This window comes from Nostoc linckia z4, assembly GCF_002608075.1.
GTDB classification, from domain to species: Bacteria; Cyanobacteriota; Cyanobacteriia; order Cyanobacteriales; family Nostocaceae; genus Nostoc; species Nostoc linckia.
The window spans coordinates 30,235-49,306 of sequence record NZ_LAHA01000025.1; the positions used below are offsets into that span (position 1 = coordinate 30,235).

Here is a 19,072-nt window from a genome sequence, read left to right on the forward strand (position 1 = left end):
TAACAACCTTGTGAAAAAGCCTATGAAATTAAACGACGATCGCCGCCTGCGTCTACTAGAACATATCATTGTTGGCGTTATGCCGCCAGATTGTCATGACGAAGAAACCATGATATTCAAGACCACGCGGCGAACACTAGCAGTGAAAGGTCAAGCATTGCACGACGTGGAAAGGATTATTTTACCTTTATTAGACGGCTCCAGAACAATAGGAGAAATACGTGCTACCGTCGGCGAAAAGTTGACAGATTCTTCATTAAATCAATGTTTAGAGTTTTTGATGGACAATCGTTTAGTAGAAGAGTTTTTGGAAGATACAGTTGATGATTTAGATAGTCGTGCTTATTTACTCCCTCAAATCGGTCTTTATCATGAACTCGGCTTTGAGCAAAAGGATGTCCAGAAGTACTTAACCAAGGCTAGAATTGCCGTTTTTGGACTTGCAGGTTCAGGGCTAGTAACAGCAATGAATCTAGCTAGTGCTGGTATTGGTTTTCTACGTCTATGCGATGATACCTCTACAGTGGTATCCGATTCCTCGATGATGTCAGGCTTGGTATTTAATCAAATCGGTGCTTTTCGAGGTGTGGAAGCAGCTCGACAAATCGAGGCGATGGTAGGAGTCACCAGAACTGAAGTTGTCACAGATCCTTTAACTAACGACGAAACAATCAATGCTTTACTTGATGACGTTGACCTCGTTATTGTCGCCACCGATGCAGTATCAGTCAATCTAGCCTATCGCTTGAACAGACTATGCCTGAAAATGCAGCGTGCATTACTACCAGGCGGTGCTGCTGGTGTTGAAGGAACTATCGGCCCCTTGGTTTTTTCTCAGGATGGCCCTTGCTATTTGTGCTATCGAATGCGGGCTATGGCCTGTGCCAAACTTCCGGAAGCAGAGTTAGCAATCGAACAGTTTCTCAACCGAGAACGCCGTACTCAACCAAGACTACGAGAAAACTTGCCCATAGGCCAGATGTTAGTTGGTAGTTACCTAGCTCTGGAAGCAGTCAAAATATTACTCGGTCTACCCATCGCCACTGACGGAAAATTATTGCACCTCGATTTAATCGGCACAAAACTAACTCACAACGTTGTCTTAAAAAAACCTGGTTGTCCTCATTGTTCGGGGCAATCATAACAACTGACATATTGATTAGGAGGGGAATGGGGCAAACAGGGCATGGGGAAAGGGAAAGGGGTAAAGGGGAAAGATTAAATTGATTCCTTTTCCCTTTAACCTTTAACCTTTTCCCCTGCTCCCCTCCTTCTACTCCCTACTTCCAAACTAGGAGAGAACACAGTGAATGCAGTAGCAGCTAGTCCACGGTGGCGCGATTTAGTCAGCCCGCATACTGGAATTATCCGAGCTTTAGATAGGTTCGGTAAGCCTTATACAGAGTTTGAGTTGCCGGTTTTGTGGCAAGCTGAATTAGCAAATTTTCAGCTTCGCAAACAGCAAGATGATTTACGCTACGGTGTAGGCAGGGGGATGACTGATGAACAAGCAATTTTCGGCGCTGTTGGGGAAGCTATAGAACGGTACTGTGGTAGCATATTTGACGATCGCCAGATTGTTGTTAGTAGCTACAAAGAATTAGATAATGATGCCATCGTCCCTCCTCTAGCTTTTTTCTCGTTTTCTGATAAACAATACTCTGACCCCACTTTTCCCTTTGCAGCTTTCAATGGCGCAATGCAGACTTCGTGGATTGCTGCCCTTTCTCTGCTAACTAATCAACAGGTTTTAGTTCCAGCCTCTCTGGTTTATTTTCATTGGTATAGCGATTTTCCAGGGGATTATATTTTACCCGTAAGTTCTAACGGTATGGCTAGCGGGCCTACTCTTGAATTTGCTGCCTACAGTGGCTTGTGCGAATTAATAGAGCGGGATGCTTTTATGATTACATGGTTAAATCGGTTACCTGCTCCACGGATTTATTTCGACCATCGACCGGGAATTGAGACCGAAATTGCCCGCCACTATGGGAGATTTGGAATTGAGTTAGTTACCTTCGATTTGACTACTGATATTAAAGTCCCAGTTGTGATGGCCATGTTAATCGATAGTTCCGGCAAAACTCCCGCCGTCGCCACCGGTTTAGGATGCCATCTTGACGGGCCAACGGCGCTTCGTAAAGCGATTTTTGAAGTTTGCCAATGCCGCTTTGGTGACATAGAACGTATGAGGGGCGGCGCTGGGGCTAATCTTAAGCAATATACTGATATTAAATCTTTGGACGATCACAGTGCTTTTTTCTATAGTACCGCTCGGCTGGGTGAGTTGGACTTCTTATTTCACCACGACCAACAGCTAAAAGTTGAAAATTTACCAACTTACCCATCTCAACCAGAGATAGAGAAATTGCGATCGCTCATTGTCAACTTACATTCAGCTGGCGTTGAACCTTATTTAGTTGAGATTACAACCCCTGATATCAGGACTCTTGGTTTTCGAGTAGTCCGGACATTGGCCAGTGGACTAGTCCCCATATACTTCGGCTACGGACAAGAACCACTGGGTACTAGACGTTTGTTCGAGGTTCCAGAAAAACTGGGTTACACCGGACAACGTACTGAAGACACTCTAAATCCCTGTCCGCATCCTATGGCTTAAGTTGACGGTTCACGGTCAACAGTCAACCGTCAACACTCAACTACCATTCCATTGTTTATTTTTTGGAGTTCCCTGAAAGCAATGTATACAGATAAAGAACCTTTGGAGCTAGCTCTTCTTTATCATTTGAACTCTCCAGTACCTAAGAGTTATGTCAAGCGCGTTTCTGCTACTCAACTGCGGTATATGCCGGAGGCTCCTTTTCTTGAACTTCCACAAGCACCGCGCAATAATCAGCTAATTGAGCTTTTGGAACAACGTTCTTCTGTGCGATCGTTTGATAACAAGGTAATGCCACTCGTCTTATTGGCTCAACTGCTTGATGCTGGATGCGGGATCAACGGTGTGCGCCAAGTAGAGGGTCAATTCTTTGAAGGTCGCAACTCTCCTTCTGCGGGTGGACTTTACCCGATGGAAATTTTTGTATCTACACAAGCAGTAGAAGATTTGGCTGCTGGGTTATATCACTATGAGCCACGCGGTCACGGTTTACATCGAGTTAGCGATGCAGTACCAACAGATTTTGTAGAAGCCTTATTACACCAGCATTACGTTGTGAATGCCAATGCTTTATTTGTGTTCACATCTGTTTTTATGCGATCGATGTGTAAATACGGTGCCCGCGGCTACCGCTTTGCTTTATTGGAAGCTGGTCATCAAGCTGAAAATATATGTTTAATGGCTGTGCAATTAGGTCTTGGCAGTCTTTGTATCGGCGGATTCCATGATATGAGTCTGAACACCATTTTGGGCATTGACGGCAAGCATCATGCTGCACTTTACTGTGTTGCAGTTGGTAGTTATAGCAAGGAACTGGGGACTGGTGACTACTAGTCTGGCAAGTCAACTTTGCTGGATGAGGTCTGGGGAAAGGGAAAGGGGAAAAGGGTAAGGGATTTAAAACCTTTCCCCTTTCCCCTTTCCCCTTTAAAGAGCTAAGTTGATTTGCCGAACTACTAGGGCGTGTCAATCGCTTATGTGGTAAATCTGCACAATATTCCCCAACCTTTTGAGGTGGCTCTTCATCTTCACCTTGAAATTTTTGAAACCTAGATATAGCAAGCTTTTTCAGCCGTTATTTCTGCACTTGCAAGGATCTCGGCTCTATGCCAATTGCCACCACAGAATCCAAGTACCCCCTTGTTTTTTAGGCTCATATATGCAAATCTCATATATACTACGGTAAAGCTACTGACTTACCGTATAAAACAACCTAGATGCAAAATCAACTTTTAGCACCCATTGAGAAGGGTTCTGGAAAGCTATGACTGAGCCACGCTACGGGATTTGGATACCTGTTTACGGCAACTGCGGCGTGATGAACCATCCTCTTGAACCTCGAGATGCTAGTTACTTACGAGCCAAGAATTTAATTCAGTTGGCCCAAAGGTGTGGATTTAGCACAACTTTAATAGCACAACATATCATCAATCCCAGAAACCAAGAACTTGACCAACTAGAAACCTGGACAGCAGCAGCCGCACTTGCAGAAGCGACAACTTCTATTGAGATTATTGCAGCTGTGAAACCATTACTATTCCATCCAGCCGTCTTAGCAAAGATGGCTTTAGGTATTGATGCAATCAGTCGAGGTCGTTTTGCGATTAACCTAGTCAGTGCTTGGTTTAGACCAGAAATGGAAAAAGCAGGAATAAACTTCTTGAAACATGATGAGCGTTATCGCTATTCTGATGAATGGATTAGCGTCGTCAAAGCTCTGTGGAGTGGAGAAGAAGTTAATTTTCAGGGAAATTATTTTCAGATCAAAGACTTAAGGTTTAGTCCGTCATCCATAGCCAAACCACATCCGCGTATTTATGTGGGTGGAGAGTCAGAACCAGCACAAGAACTAGCAGCAAAACAAGCACATACATTTTTCCTCAACGGTCGTCCAATTGAAGTTATCCGCGAAACCATCGCTCAGGTTCATCAAAAAGCTAGCTCTCGTTCTCAACCTTTAGGTTTTGCCATGTCGGCTTTCGTGATTGCTCGACCAACAGACGCAGAAGCAGAAACAGAATATCAAAACCTCAGAGCAATGGTACTAGCACAAGACGATCGCTCAGAACTCCTCAAAGGAGTAGATTCAGAAGTAGTCATGTTTAAAAATATGGCTAAATACCCAGGTGTAGGGAGCAATGGCGGAACTGCGGCTGGCTTAGTTGGAAGCTATGACACTGTGGCTCATCGGATTGCTGAATTTACCAAAGTAGGAATTGGTATGTTCATGCTGCAATTCCAGCCCTTTGCCACAGAAATCGAGCGTTTTGCTGCGGAGATTATACCAAGAGTGCGGGGGTTAACAGTAGAAAGTGCAGCGATCGCCAGCTAAAAGAGAGAAGAAATCAGGATATAGGGGTTGAGTTATACCCCATAGCCTAAAAGTTCTTCAGATTGAATTTTGAAATTGGAACAAAGCGACGTGACAGCAATACTTACTCGTCCCACTTTCTAAAAATAGCAGAAAAACAATGACTCAAATTGAAGAAAAAGTTATAAATTCCACCTTCAAATTTTCATCTCCTGTAACTGCCAATTCTCCTGAACTACAAGCCCTGTTTGATTTTATTGCTTTGGGAGCAAGTGAGCGCGATCGCGATCGCATCTTGCCTTTTGATGTAGTTGATTTAATCCGGCGTTCCCGGTTGGGTGCATTGCGAGTCCCCGTTGCTGAAGGTGGCGGTGGTACCACGGCGCGGGAATTATTCGAGGTGGTGATTAAGTTAGGCGATGCTGACCCAAATGTGGCTCACATTATACGGAATCATTTTTCTGTCACAGAGCGAATTTTGCGTTCTCAACGCACCGAAAGAAATCGTCGCTGGCTAAAAGCCGTGGCTGATGGGGCAATTATTGGACTTGCTTCCACCGAATTAGAAGTTAAACGAGCTGGCGGTGGTCAAGTTGTGAATACAAAATTAACACCCGATGGTAATGGCTATCGTCTGAATGGGACGAAGTATTACAGCACCGGCAGTCTTTATGCAGACTTGATTTTTGTACGTGTACTAGTACCCGACGGCACTACAGCGTTCATCCTCATTCCTACAAACCGCGAGGGAATTGAGCTTGTAGATGACTGGGATGGCTTTGGGCAAAGGCTTACAGGCACAGGAACGACTAACTTCACTAATGTCCGCGTAGAGGCAGAAGAAGTGATTTTTGAGACAGATACAGATAAAGATTATCTGCCATACAATATCGTTCCGCAATTATTCTTGACGGCAATCAACGCTGGCATTATTCGTAGCGTGCTGCGTGATGCCACAACTTTAGTCCATAATCGTCCTCGGACTTTCTACCATGCGGTATCTGAGCAAGCAGCAGATGACCCCATCTTGCAGCAAACCATCGGACAAATTTCGGCTAATGCCTTTGCAGCAGAAGCGATCGTTTTAGCCGCCGCCGATGGACTCGATCGCTTGCCTGCCGCTAAAGCCCAAGGTGAAGAAGCAGAAACGGCTGTAGCGTTAGAAACTTCTTTGAATGCAGCCAAAGCCAAATTAATTGTTGATGATTTAGCGTTACGTTCAGCCACCTTACTATTTGAAGTCGGCGGGGCTTCGACAACGAAGAAAAGCTCTAATTTTGACCGTCATTGGCGCAACGCCCGTACTTTATCCTCACATAATCCCAATCACTTTAAGGCGCGTGCAATTGGCGATTACGAGATAAATGGTACGCCGTTACCGCAGAGAGGATTCTTTTAAGGGGTTTAAGGTGTAGGGGAAAGAAGTACTTACGCACAAGTATGAAAAAAACGAACCGCATAGACGCGGTAGCGGCTTCCCGCAGGGTAGGACGCATTCGCGCAGCGTCTCGTCAGAGAAGGACACGAAGTTATAAGAGTTTGAGAGAGATATTACGTAAGTCCTAATTAATATCTCTCTTTAAACCTCTTCCCTACACCCTCACACTCTTATACCCCCACACCCTTTCTTAACAAGACTTTTATTTGTGAAATTTAACTATGAGCGTAATTGATACCACTGCTGTCAGAACGGAGATAAAAACAATCACTTCTCCCGCAGACTATCCCGATAGCCCATTATCTCAAGCTCTCAAACAGCCTGTGTTACTAGGGTTATTCTTACCAATTCATCACGGTGGCTGGAGTTCATCACATTTGCCGCGCACCACCGATTGGTCGTTTGACTATAATGCCAAGCTGACCCAAAAGGCTGAGGAACTGGGTTTTGACCTCGTTTTTGGTTATTCTACATGGCAACCCAAGGGTGGACAGGGGCCGACTCGCACGGAAGCGGGTTTAGATGCTTTCATTGCAACAGCTTCTCTAGCTGGGATGACTTCGCGGATTCTCTTAATTTCCACCATTCACGTTCTTTATGGGCCTTGGCATCCCATTCATTTAGCTAAATTTGGGGCAACACTTGACCATATTTCTCAAGGTCGCTGGGGAATTAACGTTGTCACTGGACATCGGGCTTATGAACATGAATTGTTTGGCTGGAGTCAAATTGAACACGATCGCCGTTATGAAATGGCTGATGAATTTGTCACTGTTTTAAAGAGACTTTGGTCGGAAACAGAGAATTTTTCTTACCAGAGTCAAAAAAGTTCTTGGCAATTCAAAGATGCTTACATTAGCCCTCGTCCGCTTTATGGCCGCCCCATCCTAGTTAACGCCACTGGTTCAGATGCGGGTATCGATTTTGCAGGTCGTCATTCTGATATTGTGTTTATCACCAGTCCGGCTGGCGGAGATATAGATAGTGCTTTGTCATCTTTACCCGCCCACACAGAACGTGTAAAACAATCTGCCATCGCCCAAGGTAGACAAGTCCGCACACTTCTAAATCCGTTGATTGTTTTGCGAGAAACCGAAAAAGAGGCAGAAGCATACGCCCAAGCCATTGTTGACCAGGCTGATTATGAATCAATTGCGGGACGTTCCCGTGTTAGCAGCGATGCACACGCTTGGAGAGGGCATAAAAAAGGAAATCTGCGTCATGATGTTGGCAGTGCTATCGGCGGTAATGTGCAACTAATCGGTTCACCAGAACAAATTACCGAACAACTTTTGCAACTGCATCAAGCTGGTGTTGATGGTTTTCAAATAGCCTTCTACGATTTCGAGCCTGATTTAGATTTATTCGGTAAGCGCGTTTTACCACTGCTAAAACAAGCTGGTCTGAGAATTTAATTCTTCAGCCCCTAAACCCTTACACTCTTTTCAAAAGATGCAAGGACAAGAACTACTACAAATTTATACTAACTACGCTAAGTCGATGGAATTAAAGTAGTTAATAGTTGTGATTACAGATAAACCTGCCTAAACTCCTAAAAATTGATATCAAGGAGTCAATTATGGTCAATTCTTTACAAGAACACCGCTTTTCATACAAACAGAAATATCATATTGATAAGAAATTGGCGATCGCAGCTTCTTTTTTGGGACTACTCGCTTGTAGTTGCAGCCAACAAACAGCTACCAATGTTTCAGCTAAGTCAGATACCACCTCAAATACTGTTAGTACCAAAACTACAGAGAAAAACAATGTCATTCGCTTGGGCTACCAAAAAGGTGGAATTATTCCCCTAGCCCGTCAAAGAGGTGAGTTAGAACGTCAGTTAATAGCACAAAATATTAAAGTTGAATGGATTGGGCCATTTGACCGTTGCGCCACACTGTTAAGTTCTCTCAATGGTAATCGAGCCGATATTGGTGGGTGTGGTGATATTCCTTCCATTTCTGGAATTGCTGCTGGACAACCTCTTTGTATTGGTTCTGTACAGCGTCCAAGACCTAATTCTTTGGGGAACGCCATCTTAGTTAGAGGTAATTCTCCTATTCAGAAACCTGCTGATTTAGTCGGGAAAAAAGTAGCTGTTAATCAAGGTGGTGCAGGCGAATATCTGTTATTAAAAGTTTTGGAAAAAGAAAATATTCCTAAAGAAAAAGTCCAGCGAGTTTATTTATCACCGAATGATGCCGCACCTGCTTTATATCAAGGTTCTGTTGATGCTTGGGCTGTTTGGGAACCTTATATTTCTATTGCCGAATTAGAACATAAAGCCAGAAGAATTACTACTACACACCCTGCTCCTACCTACGGCATTCTAATTGTTCGTAGTGATGCAGCTAAAGAAAATCCTGTAGCTGTAAAAGTTGCTCTGACTGCTTTAAGTGAAGATGGTGAATGGCTAAATCAAAATACTAGTGCTGCATCAGATTTTTTGGTGAAAGAGTTAAAACTTTCTGATGCAGTAGCCAAGCAAGTTACTAAAAATCGCGGCCCTGAGTCTTACGTATTTCCTAATGGTGAAGATGTCGCCAATCTTCAAAAAACAGCTGACTGGTTACTAGAGCAAAAAATTATTCCTCAAAAAGTAGATATTGCTGCATCTGTGTGTCCGTTAGGAACTACTGCTTCTAGGTGAAGGTAGAGGGACAAGGAGGACAGTGAAGAACCGGATTTGTTGGAGTAGTTGAATACCTTTTTTTAACGCCAAGCTACGCGGAGAGTTTCTCAGAAAATTTTATCTTTTTATACCTAAAAATTAACGTGTCTACCAATTGGTTGCGGCAGAATTTTATCTTGTCTCTGGTTTGCTTGTTAGCTTTAGCAACAACGGCTTGCTCAAAGGTTAAGTCTACCAGTCCAGCAACGATCGCTGCTAATCCTACTCCATCTGACATTGCGGCGACGAATACAACTCAATTACGTGTTGCCAAGTATAAGGGCGGTTGGGACTTAAATTTAAAGTCAGCTGGACTCGATGATTTCCCTTACCAAACTCAATTTACCGAGTTTACTGGCGGTAATTTGATGGTACAAGCTATTAATGCTGGTGCAATTGACTTAGCTTCGGCTAGTGAAATTCCGCCGATTTTTGCGATTGAATCAAAAGCATCTGTCAAAATCATCGCCACTCTTAAAGGGCCAACGGTTGGTCAAGTTGTACTTGTACCCAAGAACTCAACAGCCAAAACCATCGCTGATCTTAAGGGTAAAAAAGTCGGTTACGTTAAAGCCACAACTGCCCACTACTTCCTCATTAAGATGTTGGAAAAAGTAGGGTTGACGATGAAGGATATCAATGCAATTCCTTTGTCGATACCCGATGGACTTTCTGCTTTTCGTAAAGGTGAACTAGATGCTTGGGCTACCTATGGTTACTCTATCCCCCAAGCGCAAAAAGAAGGGGCGCGGGTGCTGGAATCAGCACAAGATATTTTAAGCGGTAACTTTGTGATTATTGCTTCACCGAATGCAATCGCCGAGCCACAAAAAAAAGTGGCAATTGCGGATTTCTTATGTCGGTTAAAGAAAGCCCAAAATTGGCGTGAATCTAACCTCAAACAATGGTCAAAGACCTATGCAAGCGCCATTAATGTTGATGAAGGCATTGTTTATCAAGATGCCCAGCAAGGCCAAAAACAGCGTCGTCAAGAAATACTTCCGGTTTCTGATGAAGCTATTGCTTCTCAACAACAGGTTGCTGATACCTTTTTTCAAGCGGGTGTAATTCCCTCGAAAGTTGATGTCAAACAACTTTGGGTTAATAGTTTTAATGAAGATATCGCCAAATGCCAATAAAATTAATCAATAAAATGAACCATTAAACTAAACTCCTACATCTTTACCCCCCTTAGATTCCGTTTGCCGTCAGGAGTCAAAAGCTAAATGTCAAAATCACCTATTTTAGAAGCGTCTAGGGCGTGTCATCAATTAGGTAATTGGTTTTTTCAAGTCGTTCTACTTCAAAGGTGAAAAAGCTATTTGGGTGAAGCCATTTTTTCGCTGGCAATGATGTGTAAATCGATGTTTTTCAGCAAGCGCACCAATTTTTGGGTTAAAGAGCCTTTGAGGAGTATTTGCCAGCGCGATCGCTGACTTTCTCCAATTACAATTTGCGTAATTCGATATTTTTCTGCGGTTTCGGCGATGGCATTAGCTACGTTACTACTAGTGACTCGAATAAAACTGCCTTCAAATTCTTTACACAATTTTTCACAATTATGAATGTGTAAACTTTCCTCTTTGGTAAGAAAGCGTTCTGGATCGGCAACAAATAAAGTATACAATGGTGCATTCATATAGTTAGCCAGTCTTGCACCACGGCGTAATAGTTGCAATGAATTTGGATAAGTAGATACACATACTAATACCCGTTCGTGAATGTTACAAAATTGACCATTAGGTGTGGTGGCAATGGCATCTTCTTCTACGTTGTCTGCCACTTCTCGCAAAGCTAACTCGCGCAAAGCAATTAAGTTGCGACGTTGAAAAAAGTTATCGAGGGATTGTTGGATTTTTTCCGGTGCGTAAATCTTGCCTTCTAATAATCGTTCTTGTAGCGTTTCCGGCGTCACATCCACTACCACCACTTCATCTGCTTCATCCAGAATCCTGTCGGGAACCCGTTCGCGCACCACCACTCCGGTAATTCTCGCTACCAAGTCGTTGAGGCTTTCCAGATGTTGGACATTCATTGTCGAGTAAACATCGATACCCGCTGCCAAGACTATTTCTACATCTTCGTAGCGTTTTTCTCGTGGACAACCAGGGACATTGGTATGGGCAAGTTCATCGATTAAGACTAATTGGGGCGATCGCTTTAAAATAGCATCTGTATCCATATCCGTTAAGGTCAACCCACCGCGAGGATATTGCTTGCGGGGCACAATTTCTAATCCGTCTGCCTTTTCTGCTGTCTCCTTACGTCCGTGGGTTTCCAAAAGTCCCACAACAACATCAATACCTTCTTGTTTGAGCGCGTGTCCCTCTTCCAGCATCCGGTAGGTTTTCCCTACCCCAGGAGCCATACCAATAAAGATTTTATGCTTCCCCCGCCGTGGCGGATAAAGCGAGTAACTTACAGAATTGAAAGGTAGATTTTCAGGGAACTCAGTGTTATCTGACATCTGACTTTTAGGAGATGGGGGAGATGGGGGAGATGGGGAGATGGGGATGGGGAGATGGGGAGATGGGGGAGATAGGGGAGATGGGGAGATGGGGGAGATGGGGAGATGGGGAGATGGGGGAGATAGGGGACAAAAATTGCTACCTTGTCCCCCTTGTCTCCCTTGTCTCCATGCCCCATGCCCCATGCCCCATGCCCCATGCCCAATGCCCCATGCCCAATGCCCCATGACCAATTTACTAATTTTGCTGACGATTAAGATCTTGCAGGTCGAGAGCATAATTTAATCTCAGGACGTTGACGCCTGGTTCGCCAAAAATCCATAAAAATCTGTCGTCAGTATACTTATTAATTAGACGTAAAATTTCGTCTTCTGCGACTCCACGGGCACGAGCTACTCGTTCTAATTGCTGGCGTGCTGCTTTGAAGGAAATATGGGGATCTAAACCAGAACCAGAGGTGTAAATAATATCAGCGATCGGTTGCAGATTTTCGTCTCGCAATTGATTTGACTGCTCTACAATCCGATTCAGTAGCTCTGGATTACTGGGAGCAAGATTGCTGGCTCCAGATATGCCAGTCGGTCTGGCTTTTCTTCCTTGGCTGTATCTCACTATACTGGGCCGAGAATGGAAATATCGCTCAGAGGTGAAAGTTTGACCAATCAAAGCTGAACCAATTGGTTCGTTATTTAAATTCAGCATAATACTGCCGTTAGCTTGGTAGGGGAAGAAAACTTGACCCACTACAAGGATTACCAGAGGATAAACCAGCGCAGTCAACAACCAAAGCATGAGAGTGATGAAAATTGCTCTGATTGTTTCTCGAATAATAGCCATAATAAATTTTCTACTTGCTCCTAAAATTAACTTTTAATTTTTAATTTTTAATTCTTTTACCAAATAGAATGCTGTCAACAGCATAAATTATTGTGAGAACTACCACATTCAACCACAGCATTCTAAAAATAGCGAGTGTTAGATGTTAGAGAACTCCTATAAATAAAAACTAGTGCTTGAAGTTGGTGGCTGATGACTGATGACTGTTGACTGGTGACTGATGACTGATGACTGATGACTGATGACTAGACTTATTGCATAAGTCGGGAAAAGGGTAAGGGGAAAGGGGGAAAGGTTTTGTGTTTTCCCTTTCCCCTTTAACCTTTACCCTTTTCCCATCTTTTCTTCCAGCATCTGTACTTTTGCTGTTATTAAGCTAAGCCAACAACTGTAATCAGCATATCTATCAACTTAATGGCGATAAATGGCGCAATTACTCCACCTAAACCATAAATTAAGATGTTGCGTTGCAATAGTTGATTAGCTGTTAGAGGTTTAAACTGCACACCCCTCAATGCTAGGGGAATCAAAGCTGGAATAATCAAAGCATTATAAATCAGTGCCGATAACACAGCAGAATTTGGGCTGGTTAAATTCATAATATTTAGACTTTGGAGGTTAGCAGCCACAAAGATTACTGGAATAATCGCAAAGTATTTAGCAACATCATTAGCGATGGAAAATGTGGTCAATGCGCCGCGAGTAATCAGCAATTGTTTACCAATGCTGACAATATCGATTAATTTTGTGGGATCGGAGTCCAAATCTACCATGTTGGCGGCTTCTTTTGCGGCTTGGGTTCCTGTGTTCATTGCCACGCCGACGTTTGCTTGAGCTAATGCGGGAGCATCGTTAGTTCCGTCTCCTGTCATGGCGACTATTTTGCCTGCTGTTTGTTCTTGTTGAATGACGTTGATTTTGTCTTCTGGTGTGGCTTCGGCGATGAAGTCATCCACTCCGGCTTCTTTGGCAATGACGGAAGCTGTAATTCGGTTATCCCCTGTTAGCATGACGGTGCGAACTCCCATACGGCGGAGTGCAAGAAAGCGATCGCGGATACCAGGTTTTACAATATCTTTCAGATAAATAACTCCGTAGATTTCGTTATCTAAGCTCACTGCTAGGGGTGTACCTCCTAACAATGAAACCCGTTCGTAGGCTGCATCTAATTCTGGAGTATCGCGTCCGTTGCGGGAACGAACAAATCCTTTAATGGCTCCCACTGCTCCCTTCCTGGCTTCGTGTCCACCGGGTAAGTTTGTACCACTCATGCGTGTTTTCGCAGAAAAATCAACTCCTTGGGCTTGACTAGAGTCAAAATCAAATCTTGCGCCTAACTTTTCCGCGAGTCGCACAATGGATTTGCCTTCTGGGGTATCATCAAATACACTAGCTGCCCAGGCAACACTGGCGATTTCCGCCATCGTATGATCGTTGATGGGGATAAATTCCTCTGCCAAACGGTTGCCAAGGGTAATTGTACCCGTCTTATCGAGAACCAGAGTGTTGACATCACCAGAAGCTTCTACCGCTCGTCCTGAGGTGGCAATGACGTTAAATTGCGCGACTCGATCCATACCGGCAATGCCGATGGTACTCAGTAACCCACCGATGGTGGTGGGGATCAATGCCACTAATAGGGCAATCAAAACTGGGACGCTAACAGGACTATCGACATAGTAGGCAAGTGCGGGCAAAGTCGCCACAACAAACAAAAATATTAAGCTGAGAACAGCCAATAATACCGTCAAAGCAATTTCATTTGGTGTTTTGCTGCGTTGCGCGCCTTCCACTAAGGCAATCATCCGGTCAATAAAGCCTTTACCTGGGTCAGATGTAATGCGGATAATCAATTCATCGGAGATAATTCGCGTTCCACCTGTGACGGAACTGGCAACATCAGAACCCGATTCTTTTAATACTGGTGCGGATTCCCCAGTAATTGCCGATTCATCCACAGAGGCCACCCCCATGATTACTTCACCATCAGCGGGTATAATATCGCCAGCAACTACGTAGATGGTATCACCTTGTTGCAGGCTGGTGGATGAAACTTCACTCACTGTGCCATCAGCAGCGAGTTTTTTAGCAATCGTCTCTGATTTTGTAGACCGCAAGGCATCAGCTTGAGCTTTTCCTCGTCCTTCGGCTATGGCTTCCGCAAAATTGGCAAACCAAACTGTAAAAAATAAAATCCCTGATAACAAACCATTAAACAGTTGCGGGTTCTTTTGGTTAGTTGGGCCAAATAAGTTGGGATCGACGGTTACCAATATAGTGACCATCGTCCCCACCCAAACCAAAAACATCACTGGATTTTTAATTGCATACTTAGGGTTGAGTTTAATAAAAGCATCTCGCACTGCCCTTAAGTACAACCACTTAGTATTTACTCTAGCTTTTTTACGTGCTTGGCGGCGATCGCCAGGACGAGAATTTGGGCGTCTAGCTTTAGAGGTAGTTGCCGCTTTATTCATAAACTTAAAAATGAGGAGTTGGGAGTTAGGAGTTAGGAGTTAGGAGTTATTAACTCCTAACTGAATCTAGCTACCAGAGGCTAGTTGCAAACCTTCGGCTATGGGCCCTAAAGCTAGAACCGGAAAGAAAGTCAAGACTCCCAAAATCAGGGTTACTCCAGCAGCGATGCCCATAAATACCCAAGAATCAGTTCTGAGGGTACCGGGAGTTTCTTGTACTTGTTGTTTACCAGACATGCCGTCTGCTAACAGGAGGATGGCAAACATGGGGATGTAGCGTCCTACTATCAAGCTAACTAAAGTACTTGTATTCCACCAAAGGCTATTATCTTTCAATCCTTCCAAGCCAGAACCATTGTTTGCCCCGGCTGAGGCAAATTCATAAACTACTTGGGAAATGCCGTGATATCCAGGATTGCTAATTCCAGATAGGGAAATTGGATAAGCTAAGGCAATGGCGCTGGGAATTAAAACTACAATTGGGTGAATTAACAGCACTAGACTGGCAAGGACAATTTCTCGTTTCTCGATTTTGCGCCCTAAAAATTCTGGGGTGCGTCCCACCATTAACCCAGTGAGAAAAACGGTGAGAATTAAGTAAATAAATAAGTAAGCTGTTCCAGTTCCTTGACCACCCCAGATAACTTGGATAAATAAGTTAAAAAGAGTGGAAAATATGCCCTGTGGCATTAGGGAATCATGCATTCCGTTCACAGCACCACACATGGTGGCGGTGGTCATCACTGCCCACAATGCCGTTTGCGCCCAACCAAATCTAACTTCCTTACCCTCTAAACTCGGCTGTTCTAATCCAATGGTTCTGTTTACCAGGGGATTTCCTTGCAGTTCTCCGATGGCTGTAACTCCAACCAAAAATACAAAAACCGCAAACACCATCCAAAAAAGCAACCATGCTTGTTTGATGTTATTAGCAAACACGCCATAAGTGTAAATCAAGGCTGCTGGGATGGCAATCATGGCGATCGCTTCAATTAAATTAGAAGCACCATTGGGATTTTCAAAGGGATGGGCAGAATTTGTGCCAAAAAAGCCACCGCCATTTTCCCCCAACATTTTAATGGCCTCAAAGGATGCTACCGGGCCTCTGGCAATGTACTGGGTTCCTCCTTCTAAGGTTGTCACATCCATCGTCTTAGCTAATGTTTGCGGTACACCTACTAAAACTAAGGCGATGGCGGCAACAATTGATATTGGTAGTAATATTCGCGTAATGGCACGGATAAGATCTACGTAAAAGTTACCTAGTCGTCTGCCAGTCAACCCCCGAATAAAAGCAATTCCCACCGCTAAGCCGGTGGCTGCGGAGGCAAACATTAAAAAGCCTAAAGCGGATACCTGACTAAAATAACTTAAGGTCGTCTCACCAGCATAGTGTTGCTGGTCGGTATTCGTTAAAAAGGAAATTGTCGTGTGCAGCAATATATCCCAATTCGGCCTACCAAAACCATTAGGATTCCAAGGTAAAAATTTCTGAAAATACAGCAGTAAATACACTGAAATACCCATTATCAGATTTGTGCATATTACAGCCCGGATATACTGCCAGCCCGTCATATCATCTTTTGTGCGGACACCCGATAGTACATATATACTTCGCTCTATTGGGTTCATTAAGAAATCAAGTAGCGTTCTTTCTCCCAAGAAAACACGTGCTATGTATCTTCCAAACACCGGAGTAATCGCTACAACTATACACAGCGTTAAGGCGATTTGCAAAAAACCTTGTCCCATATATTTTGCGCTCTATATAAATTAAGTGCTATCAAGCTAACCTCTAAAAATAACAGATTAACTGTTGGTTCTCTGATTGCCTGTGGCTTGGCGATATTTTATAGCAGTATGCTTTGATTTTTGAAGTTATTTGTTTAAAGAGGTATTAGACTTTTTGCATAAGTCGGGAAAAGGGGAAGGGTAAAGGGGGAAAGGTTTGGTATTTTCCCTTTCCCCAATAAAGATGTATCCCTTTGACCACAAGAGTCCAAAAAGCACTTTTGCACTCTTACTCCATGAGCTGCGCTCACAAGGAACAATGAAAATGATGTTGGAACGATTTTGCGTTGTTTCAGCCTCTATTTTCAAGGCAGGTCGCGCTGACACTCCCCTGCCTGACTAAGTATCGCTAGCCAGCGGCAACGCCTAACGGCGAACGCTCACTTAGTTGTAAAGGCAGGGGATTTTTGCGTAAGTCCTAATTTTATGTTAAGAATATTGAATTTTTACTGTTTTGATTTATTAAAAAATCTCAGGGGTGACTTATGGTGTAGCGTAACGCACTTAAATCGTTAAACGGTGCGTTAGCCTTTGGCGTAACACGCCACTACTGGACTGACACAGCTAAAATAGTGCATTGTTATATTGAAATAAGCATGATGAATTTTTGAGGTTAATCAAAATGACACAAGAATTAATAGACCTCAGAACTTGTATCTTAGAAGGACGTTATGCAGATGCCTTGGCAATCGTAGATGAATTAGAGGGCATGAGTAAACAAGCTATTCTGCGTAATATACAGGCTTATTTAAGAATTTTATTAATTCATTTAATTAAAAACCAACTAGAGCAGAGATTAACAAATTCTTGGGTAGCTTCTATTCGCAATTCAGTTTTAGAAATTAAAAAACTTAATCTCAAAGAAAATAAAAAGTCTTATTATCTAAATTTAGAAGAATGGGATACTCATCTAGAAGATGAAATAGAAGTAGCTGTGCGTGATGCCAGTGTGGAAGTAATGAATGGAATATATAATGAATTTCAACTGACTGAAATGGTAGATAGAAAACAAATTATTCAGGCTGCTTTGAAATTTTTGACATTAACTTATTCTTATTCAGCTAAAGAATTACCAGCAGTTGTGGCTGAAACCTTAACTGAGTTACCAGGTGGAGAAGATTGGAAAGTCGGTAGGCAGTGAAAAATGACACAGGAATTAATCGACTTGAGAACTTGTTGAAAACTTGTATTTTAGAAGGACGAATCAGGCGATCGCTGTTGATTTATCAGTGTAAGTTACTCAAAATACTAAAGTAGTAAATATAGTCAATATTCCGGTATGCTGATTGCCAAAGTGTAGTATTTATTTTATATTACTCTACGGATACGCAAACAAAGAAGTTTTCGCCAATTCAAGGTAGAGATATGAGAGAAATAACTCGCCGCAAATTTATCGCCACAGCCACCTTGGCGACGGGTTTTGCCTTGGCAGTGCAACCGATTTCTGCCGGAGTCATCACCACTGATACCAAGGGATTAACAGCCGGTGCAGTGAAAATTCCTGTCAAGGATGGCGAAATTCCTGCCTATAGAGCAGTACCCGCCACTGGTGAAAATTTCCCAATTGTTTTAGTAATTCAAGAAATCTTTGGCGTACACGAACACATTCAAGATATTACTCGCCGCTTCGCCAAGTTGGGGTATTTAGCCATTGCTCCGGAATTGTTTGTTCGTCAAGGTGATGTTTCAAAATTAAGCAATATCGACGAAATTCGCTCTATTGTTGCCAAAGTACCAGATACCCAAGTGTTATCTGACCTCGACGCCACAGTAGACTGGGCTGTGAAATCAGCTAAGGGTAATGCCGATAAATTGGGAATTACAGGCTTCTGTTGGGGAGGGCGCATCACTTGGCTGTACGCTGCACACAATCCCAAGGTGAAAGCGGGTGTAGCATGGTACGGGCGACTCGTAGGTGATGCTACTAAACTTCAGCCCCAGTACCCCATTGATATTGCATCAAAACTTACAGTTCCCGTTCTCGGACTTTATGGCGGCCAGGATACGGGTATTCCTTTAGATACAGTAGAGCAAATGCGCGATCGCCTCAAGTCAAGCAGTAGCAAATCTGAAATCATTGTCTACCCAGACGCACCCCACGCCTTTTTTGCCGATTATCGTCCTTCCTACCGCGAAAAAGAAGCAAAGGAAGGCTGGCAGCGCCTTTTGGCTTGGTTCAAGGAAAATGGAGTGCAATAAGCTACAAGATATTAGACAAGAGCGTAAAAGTGCTTTTTGGACTTTGGGAAAAGGGAAAAGGTTAATGGTTCGACAAGCTCACCAACCGGGGAAAGGGAAAATACCAAACCTTTCCCCCTTGCCCCCTTTCCACCTTTCACCGGGTGAGCGAAAAAAGGTGTGGGGAGTGTGGGGAGTGTGGGGAGTGTGGAGGGTAATTTTTTGGATACTTAGCTAGAAATCCCACACAAAATTTCGTTCACCCCCTTTCACCCTTC

15 protein-coding genes are annotated in these 19,072 nt (G+C 43.5%); 11 read left to right on the forward strand and 4 right to left on the reverse strand.

The genetic code is table 11. From position 1 onward, the window contains the following. Nucleotides 1-22: 22 nt before the first annotated feature. From VF06_RS20020 to VF06_RS20055, 8 genes are all read left to right on the forward strand, one after another. On the forward strand, nt 23-1,144 hold the full coding sequence (locus VF06_RS20020) for a TOMM precursor leader peptide-binding protein (protein ID WP_099065996.1): 1,122 nt from the start codon (nt 23-25) through the stop codon (nt 1,142-1,144). Nucleotides 1,145-1,306: 162 nt separating this feature from the next. Continuing rightward, nucleotides 1,307-2,620: a YcaO-like family protein gene (locus VF06_RS20025; protein WP_099065997.1), complete on the forward strand. Its 1,314-nt coding sequence runs from the start codon at nt 1,307-1,309 to the stop codon at nt 2,618-2,620. 81 nt (nt 2,621-2,701) lie between these two features. After that, on the forward strand, nt 2,702-3,454 hold the full coding sequence (locus VF06_RS20030; protein ID WP_099065998.1) for a SagB/ThcOx family dehydrogenase: 753 nt from the start codon (nt 2,702-2,704) through the stop codon (nt 3,452-3,454). 430 nt (nt 3,455-3,884) lie between these two features. Continuing rightward, a complete protein-coding gene (locus VF06_RS20035) occupies nt 3,885-4,952 on the forward strand; it encodes an LLM class flavin-dependent oxidoreductase (protein ID WP_099065999.1) in 1,068 nt (355 codons plus the stop codon). 139 nt (nt 4,953-5,091) lie between these two features. Beyond that, nucleotides 5,092-6,330 (forward strand): acyl-CoA dehydrogenase family protein, encoded by a 1,239-nt coding sequence (locus VF06_RS20040; protein WP_099066000.1) that lies wholly within the window; start codon nt 5,092-5,094, stop codon nt 6,328-6,330. Nucleotides 6,331-6,590: 260 nt separating this feature from the next. Continuing rightward, nucleotides 6,591-7,784 (forward strand): LLM class flavin-dependent oxidoreductase, encoded by a 1,194-nt coding sequence (locus tag VF06_RS20045; RefSeq protein WP_099066001.1) that lies wholly within the window; start codon nt 6,591-6,593, stop codon nt 7,782-7,784. A 164-nt stretch (nt 7,785-7,948) separates the two neighbouring features. Then, complete coding sequence (locus tag VF06_RS20050) at nt 7,949-9,022, forward strand: aliphatic sulfonate ABC transporter substrate-binding protein (RefSeq protein ID WP_099066002.1); 1,074 nt, start codon at nt 7,949-7,951, stop codon at nt 9,020-9,022. Nucleotides 9,023-9,147: 125 nt separating this feature from the next. Next, the gene (locus VF06_RS20055) at nt 9,148-10,182 is read left to right on the forward strand and encodes an ABC transporter substrate-binding protein (RefSeq protein WP_244917936.1); all 1,035 of its coding nucleotides are present in this window, start codon (nt 9,148-9,150) and stop codon (nt 10,180-10,182) included. A 179-nt stretch (nt 10,183-10,361) separates the two neighbouring features. On the opposite strand, the gene VF06_RS20060 is transcribed toward VF06_RS20055, so the two are convergent. Then, nucleotides 10,362-11,510, reverse strand: a complete 1,149-nt coding sequence (locus tag VF06_RS20060) for a universal stress protein (protein WP_099066003.1) — start codon at nt 11,508-11,510, stop codon at nt 10,362-10,364. A 32-nt stretch (nt 11,511-11,542) separates the two neighbouring features. Between VF06_RS20060 and VF06_RS41035 the strand changes: the two genes are divergently transcribed. Next, nucleotides 11,543-11,740 (forward strand): hypothetical protein, encoded by a 198-nt coding sequence (locus VF06_RS41035; protein WP_180267928.1) that lies wholly within the window; start codon nt 11,543-11,545, stop codon nt 11,738-11,740. Nucleotides 11,741-11,748: 8 nt separating this feature from the next. Here the strand turns inward: VF06_RS41035 and kdpC are convergent, their stop codons facing one another. The 3 genes from kdpC to kdpA all read right to left on the reverse strand — a co-directional run bounded on the left by kdpC (nt 11,749) and on the right by kdpA (nt 16,577). Further along, on the reverse strand, nt 11,749-12,348 hold the full coding sequence (kdpC, locus tag VF06_RS20065; protein ID WP_099072793.1) for a K(+)-transporting ATPase subunit C: 600 nt from the start codon (nt 12,346-12,348) through the stop codon (nt 11,749-11,751). A gap of 371 nt (nt 12,349-12,719) precedes the next feature. Further along, on the reverse strand, nt 12,720-14,825 hold the full coding sequence (gene kdpB / locus VF06_RS20070; protein WP_099072792.1) for a potassium-transporting ATPase subunit KdpB: 2,106 nt from the start codon (nt 14,823-14,825) through the stop codon (nt 12,720-12,722). Between the two features lie 66 nt (nt 14,826-14,891). Next, nucleotides 14,892-16,577: a potassium-transporting ATPase subunit KdpA gene (gene kdpA, locus VF06_RS20075; protein WP_099072791.1), complete on the reverse strand. Its 1,686-nt coding sequence runs from the start codon at nt 16,575-16,577 to the stop codon at nt 14,892-14,894. A gap of 661 nt (nt 16,578-17,238) precedes the next feature. Between kdpA and VF06_RS20080 the strand changes: the two genes are divergently transcribed. Both VF06_RS20080 and VF06_RS20085 read left to right on the forward strand, forming a co-directional pair. Then, complete coding sequence (locus VF06_RS20080; protein WP_099072790.1) at nt 17,239-17,757, forward strand: DUF29 family protein; 519 nt, start codon at nt 17,239-17,241, stop codon at nt 17,755-17,757. A gap of 224 nt (nt 17,758-17,981) precedes the next feature. Next, nucleotides 17,982-18,815: a dienelactone hydrolase family protein gene (locus VF06_RS20085; RefSeq protein ID WP_099072789.1), complete on the forward strand. Its 834-nt coding sequence runs from the start codon at nt 17,982-17,984 to the stop codon at nt 18,813-18,815. The last annotated feature ends 257 nt before the right edge of the window (nt 18,816-19,072 follow it).

Coding starts and splice junctions, on each gene's coding strand:
- kdpA (WP_099072791.1), bottom strand. CDS start 16,577: ATGGGACAAGGTTTTTTGCAAATCGCCTTAACGCTGTGTATAGTTGTA.
- VF06_RS20035 (WP_099065999.1), top strand. CDS start 3,885: ATGACTGAGCCACGCTACGGGATTTGGATACCTGTTTACGGCAACTGC.
- VF06_RS20085 (WP_099072789.1), top strand. CDS start 17,982: ATGAGAGAAATAACTCGCCGCAAATTTATCGCCACAGCCACCTTGGCG.
- VF06_RS20040 (WP_099066000.1), top strand. CDS start 5,092: ATGACTCAAATTGAAGAAAAAGTTATAAATTCCACCTTCAAATTTTCA.
- VF06_RS20080 (WP_099072790.1), top strand. CDS start 17,239: ATGACACAAGAATTAATAGACCTCAGAACTTGTATCTTAGAAGGACGT.
- VF06_RS41035 (WP_180267928.1), top strand. CDS start 11,543: ATGGGGAGATGGGGATGGGGAGATGGGGAGATGGGGGAGATAGGGGAG.
- VF06_RS20060 (WP_099066003.1), bottom strand. CDS start 11,510: ATGTCAGATAACACTGAGTTCCCTGAAAATCTACCTTTCAATTCTGTA.
- VF06_RS20050 (WP_099066002.1), top strand. CDS start 7,949: ATGGTCAATTCTTTACAAGAACACCGCTTTTCATACAAACAGAAATAT.
- VF06_RS20030 (WP_099065998.1), top strand. CDS start 2,702: ATGTATACAGATAAAGAACCTTTGGAGCTAGCTCTTCTTTATCATTTG.
- kdpB (WP_099072792.1), bottom strand. CDS start 14,825: ATGAATAAAGCGGCAACTACCTCTAAAGCTAGACGCCCAAATTCTCGT.
- VF06_RS20020 (WP_099065996.1), top strand. CDS start 23: ATGAAATTAAACGACGATCGCCGCCTGCGTCTACTAGAACATATCATT.
- VF06_RS20045 (WP_099066001.1), top strand. CDS start 6,591: ATGAGCGTAATTGATACCACTGCTGTCAGAACGGAGATAAAAACAATC.
- kdpC (WP_099072793.1), bottom strand. CDS start 12,348: ATGGCTATTATTCGAGAAACAATCAGAGCAATTTTCATCACTCTCATG.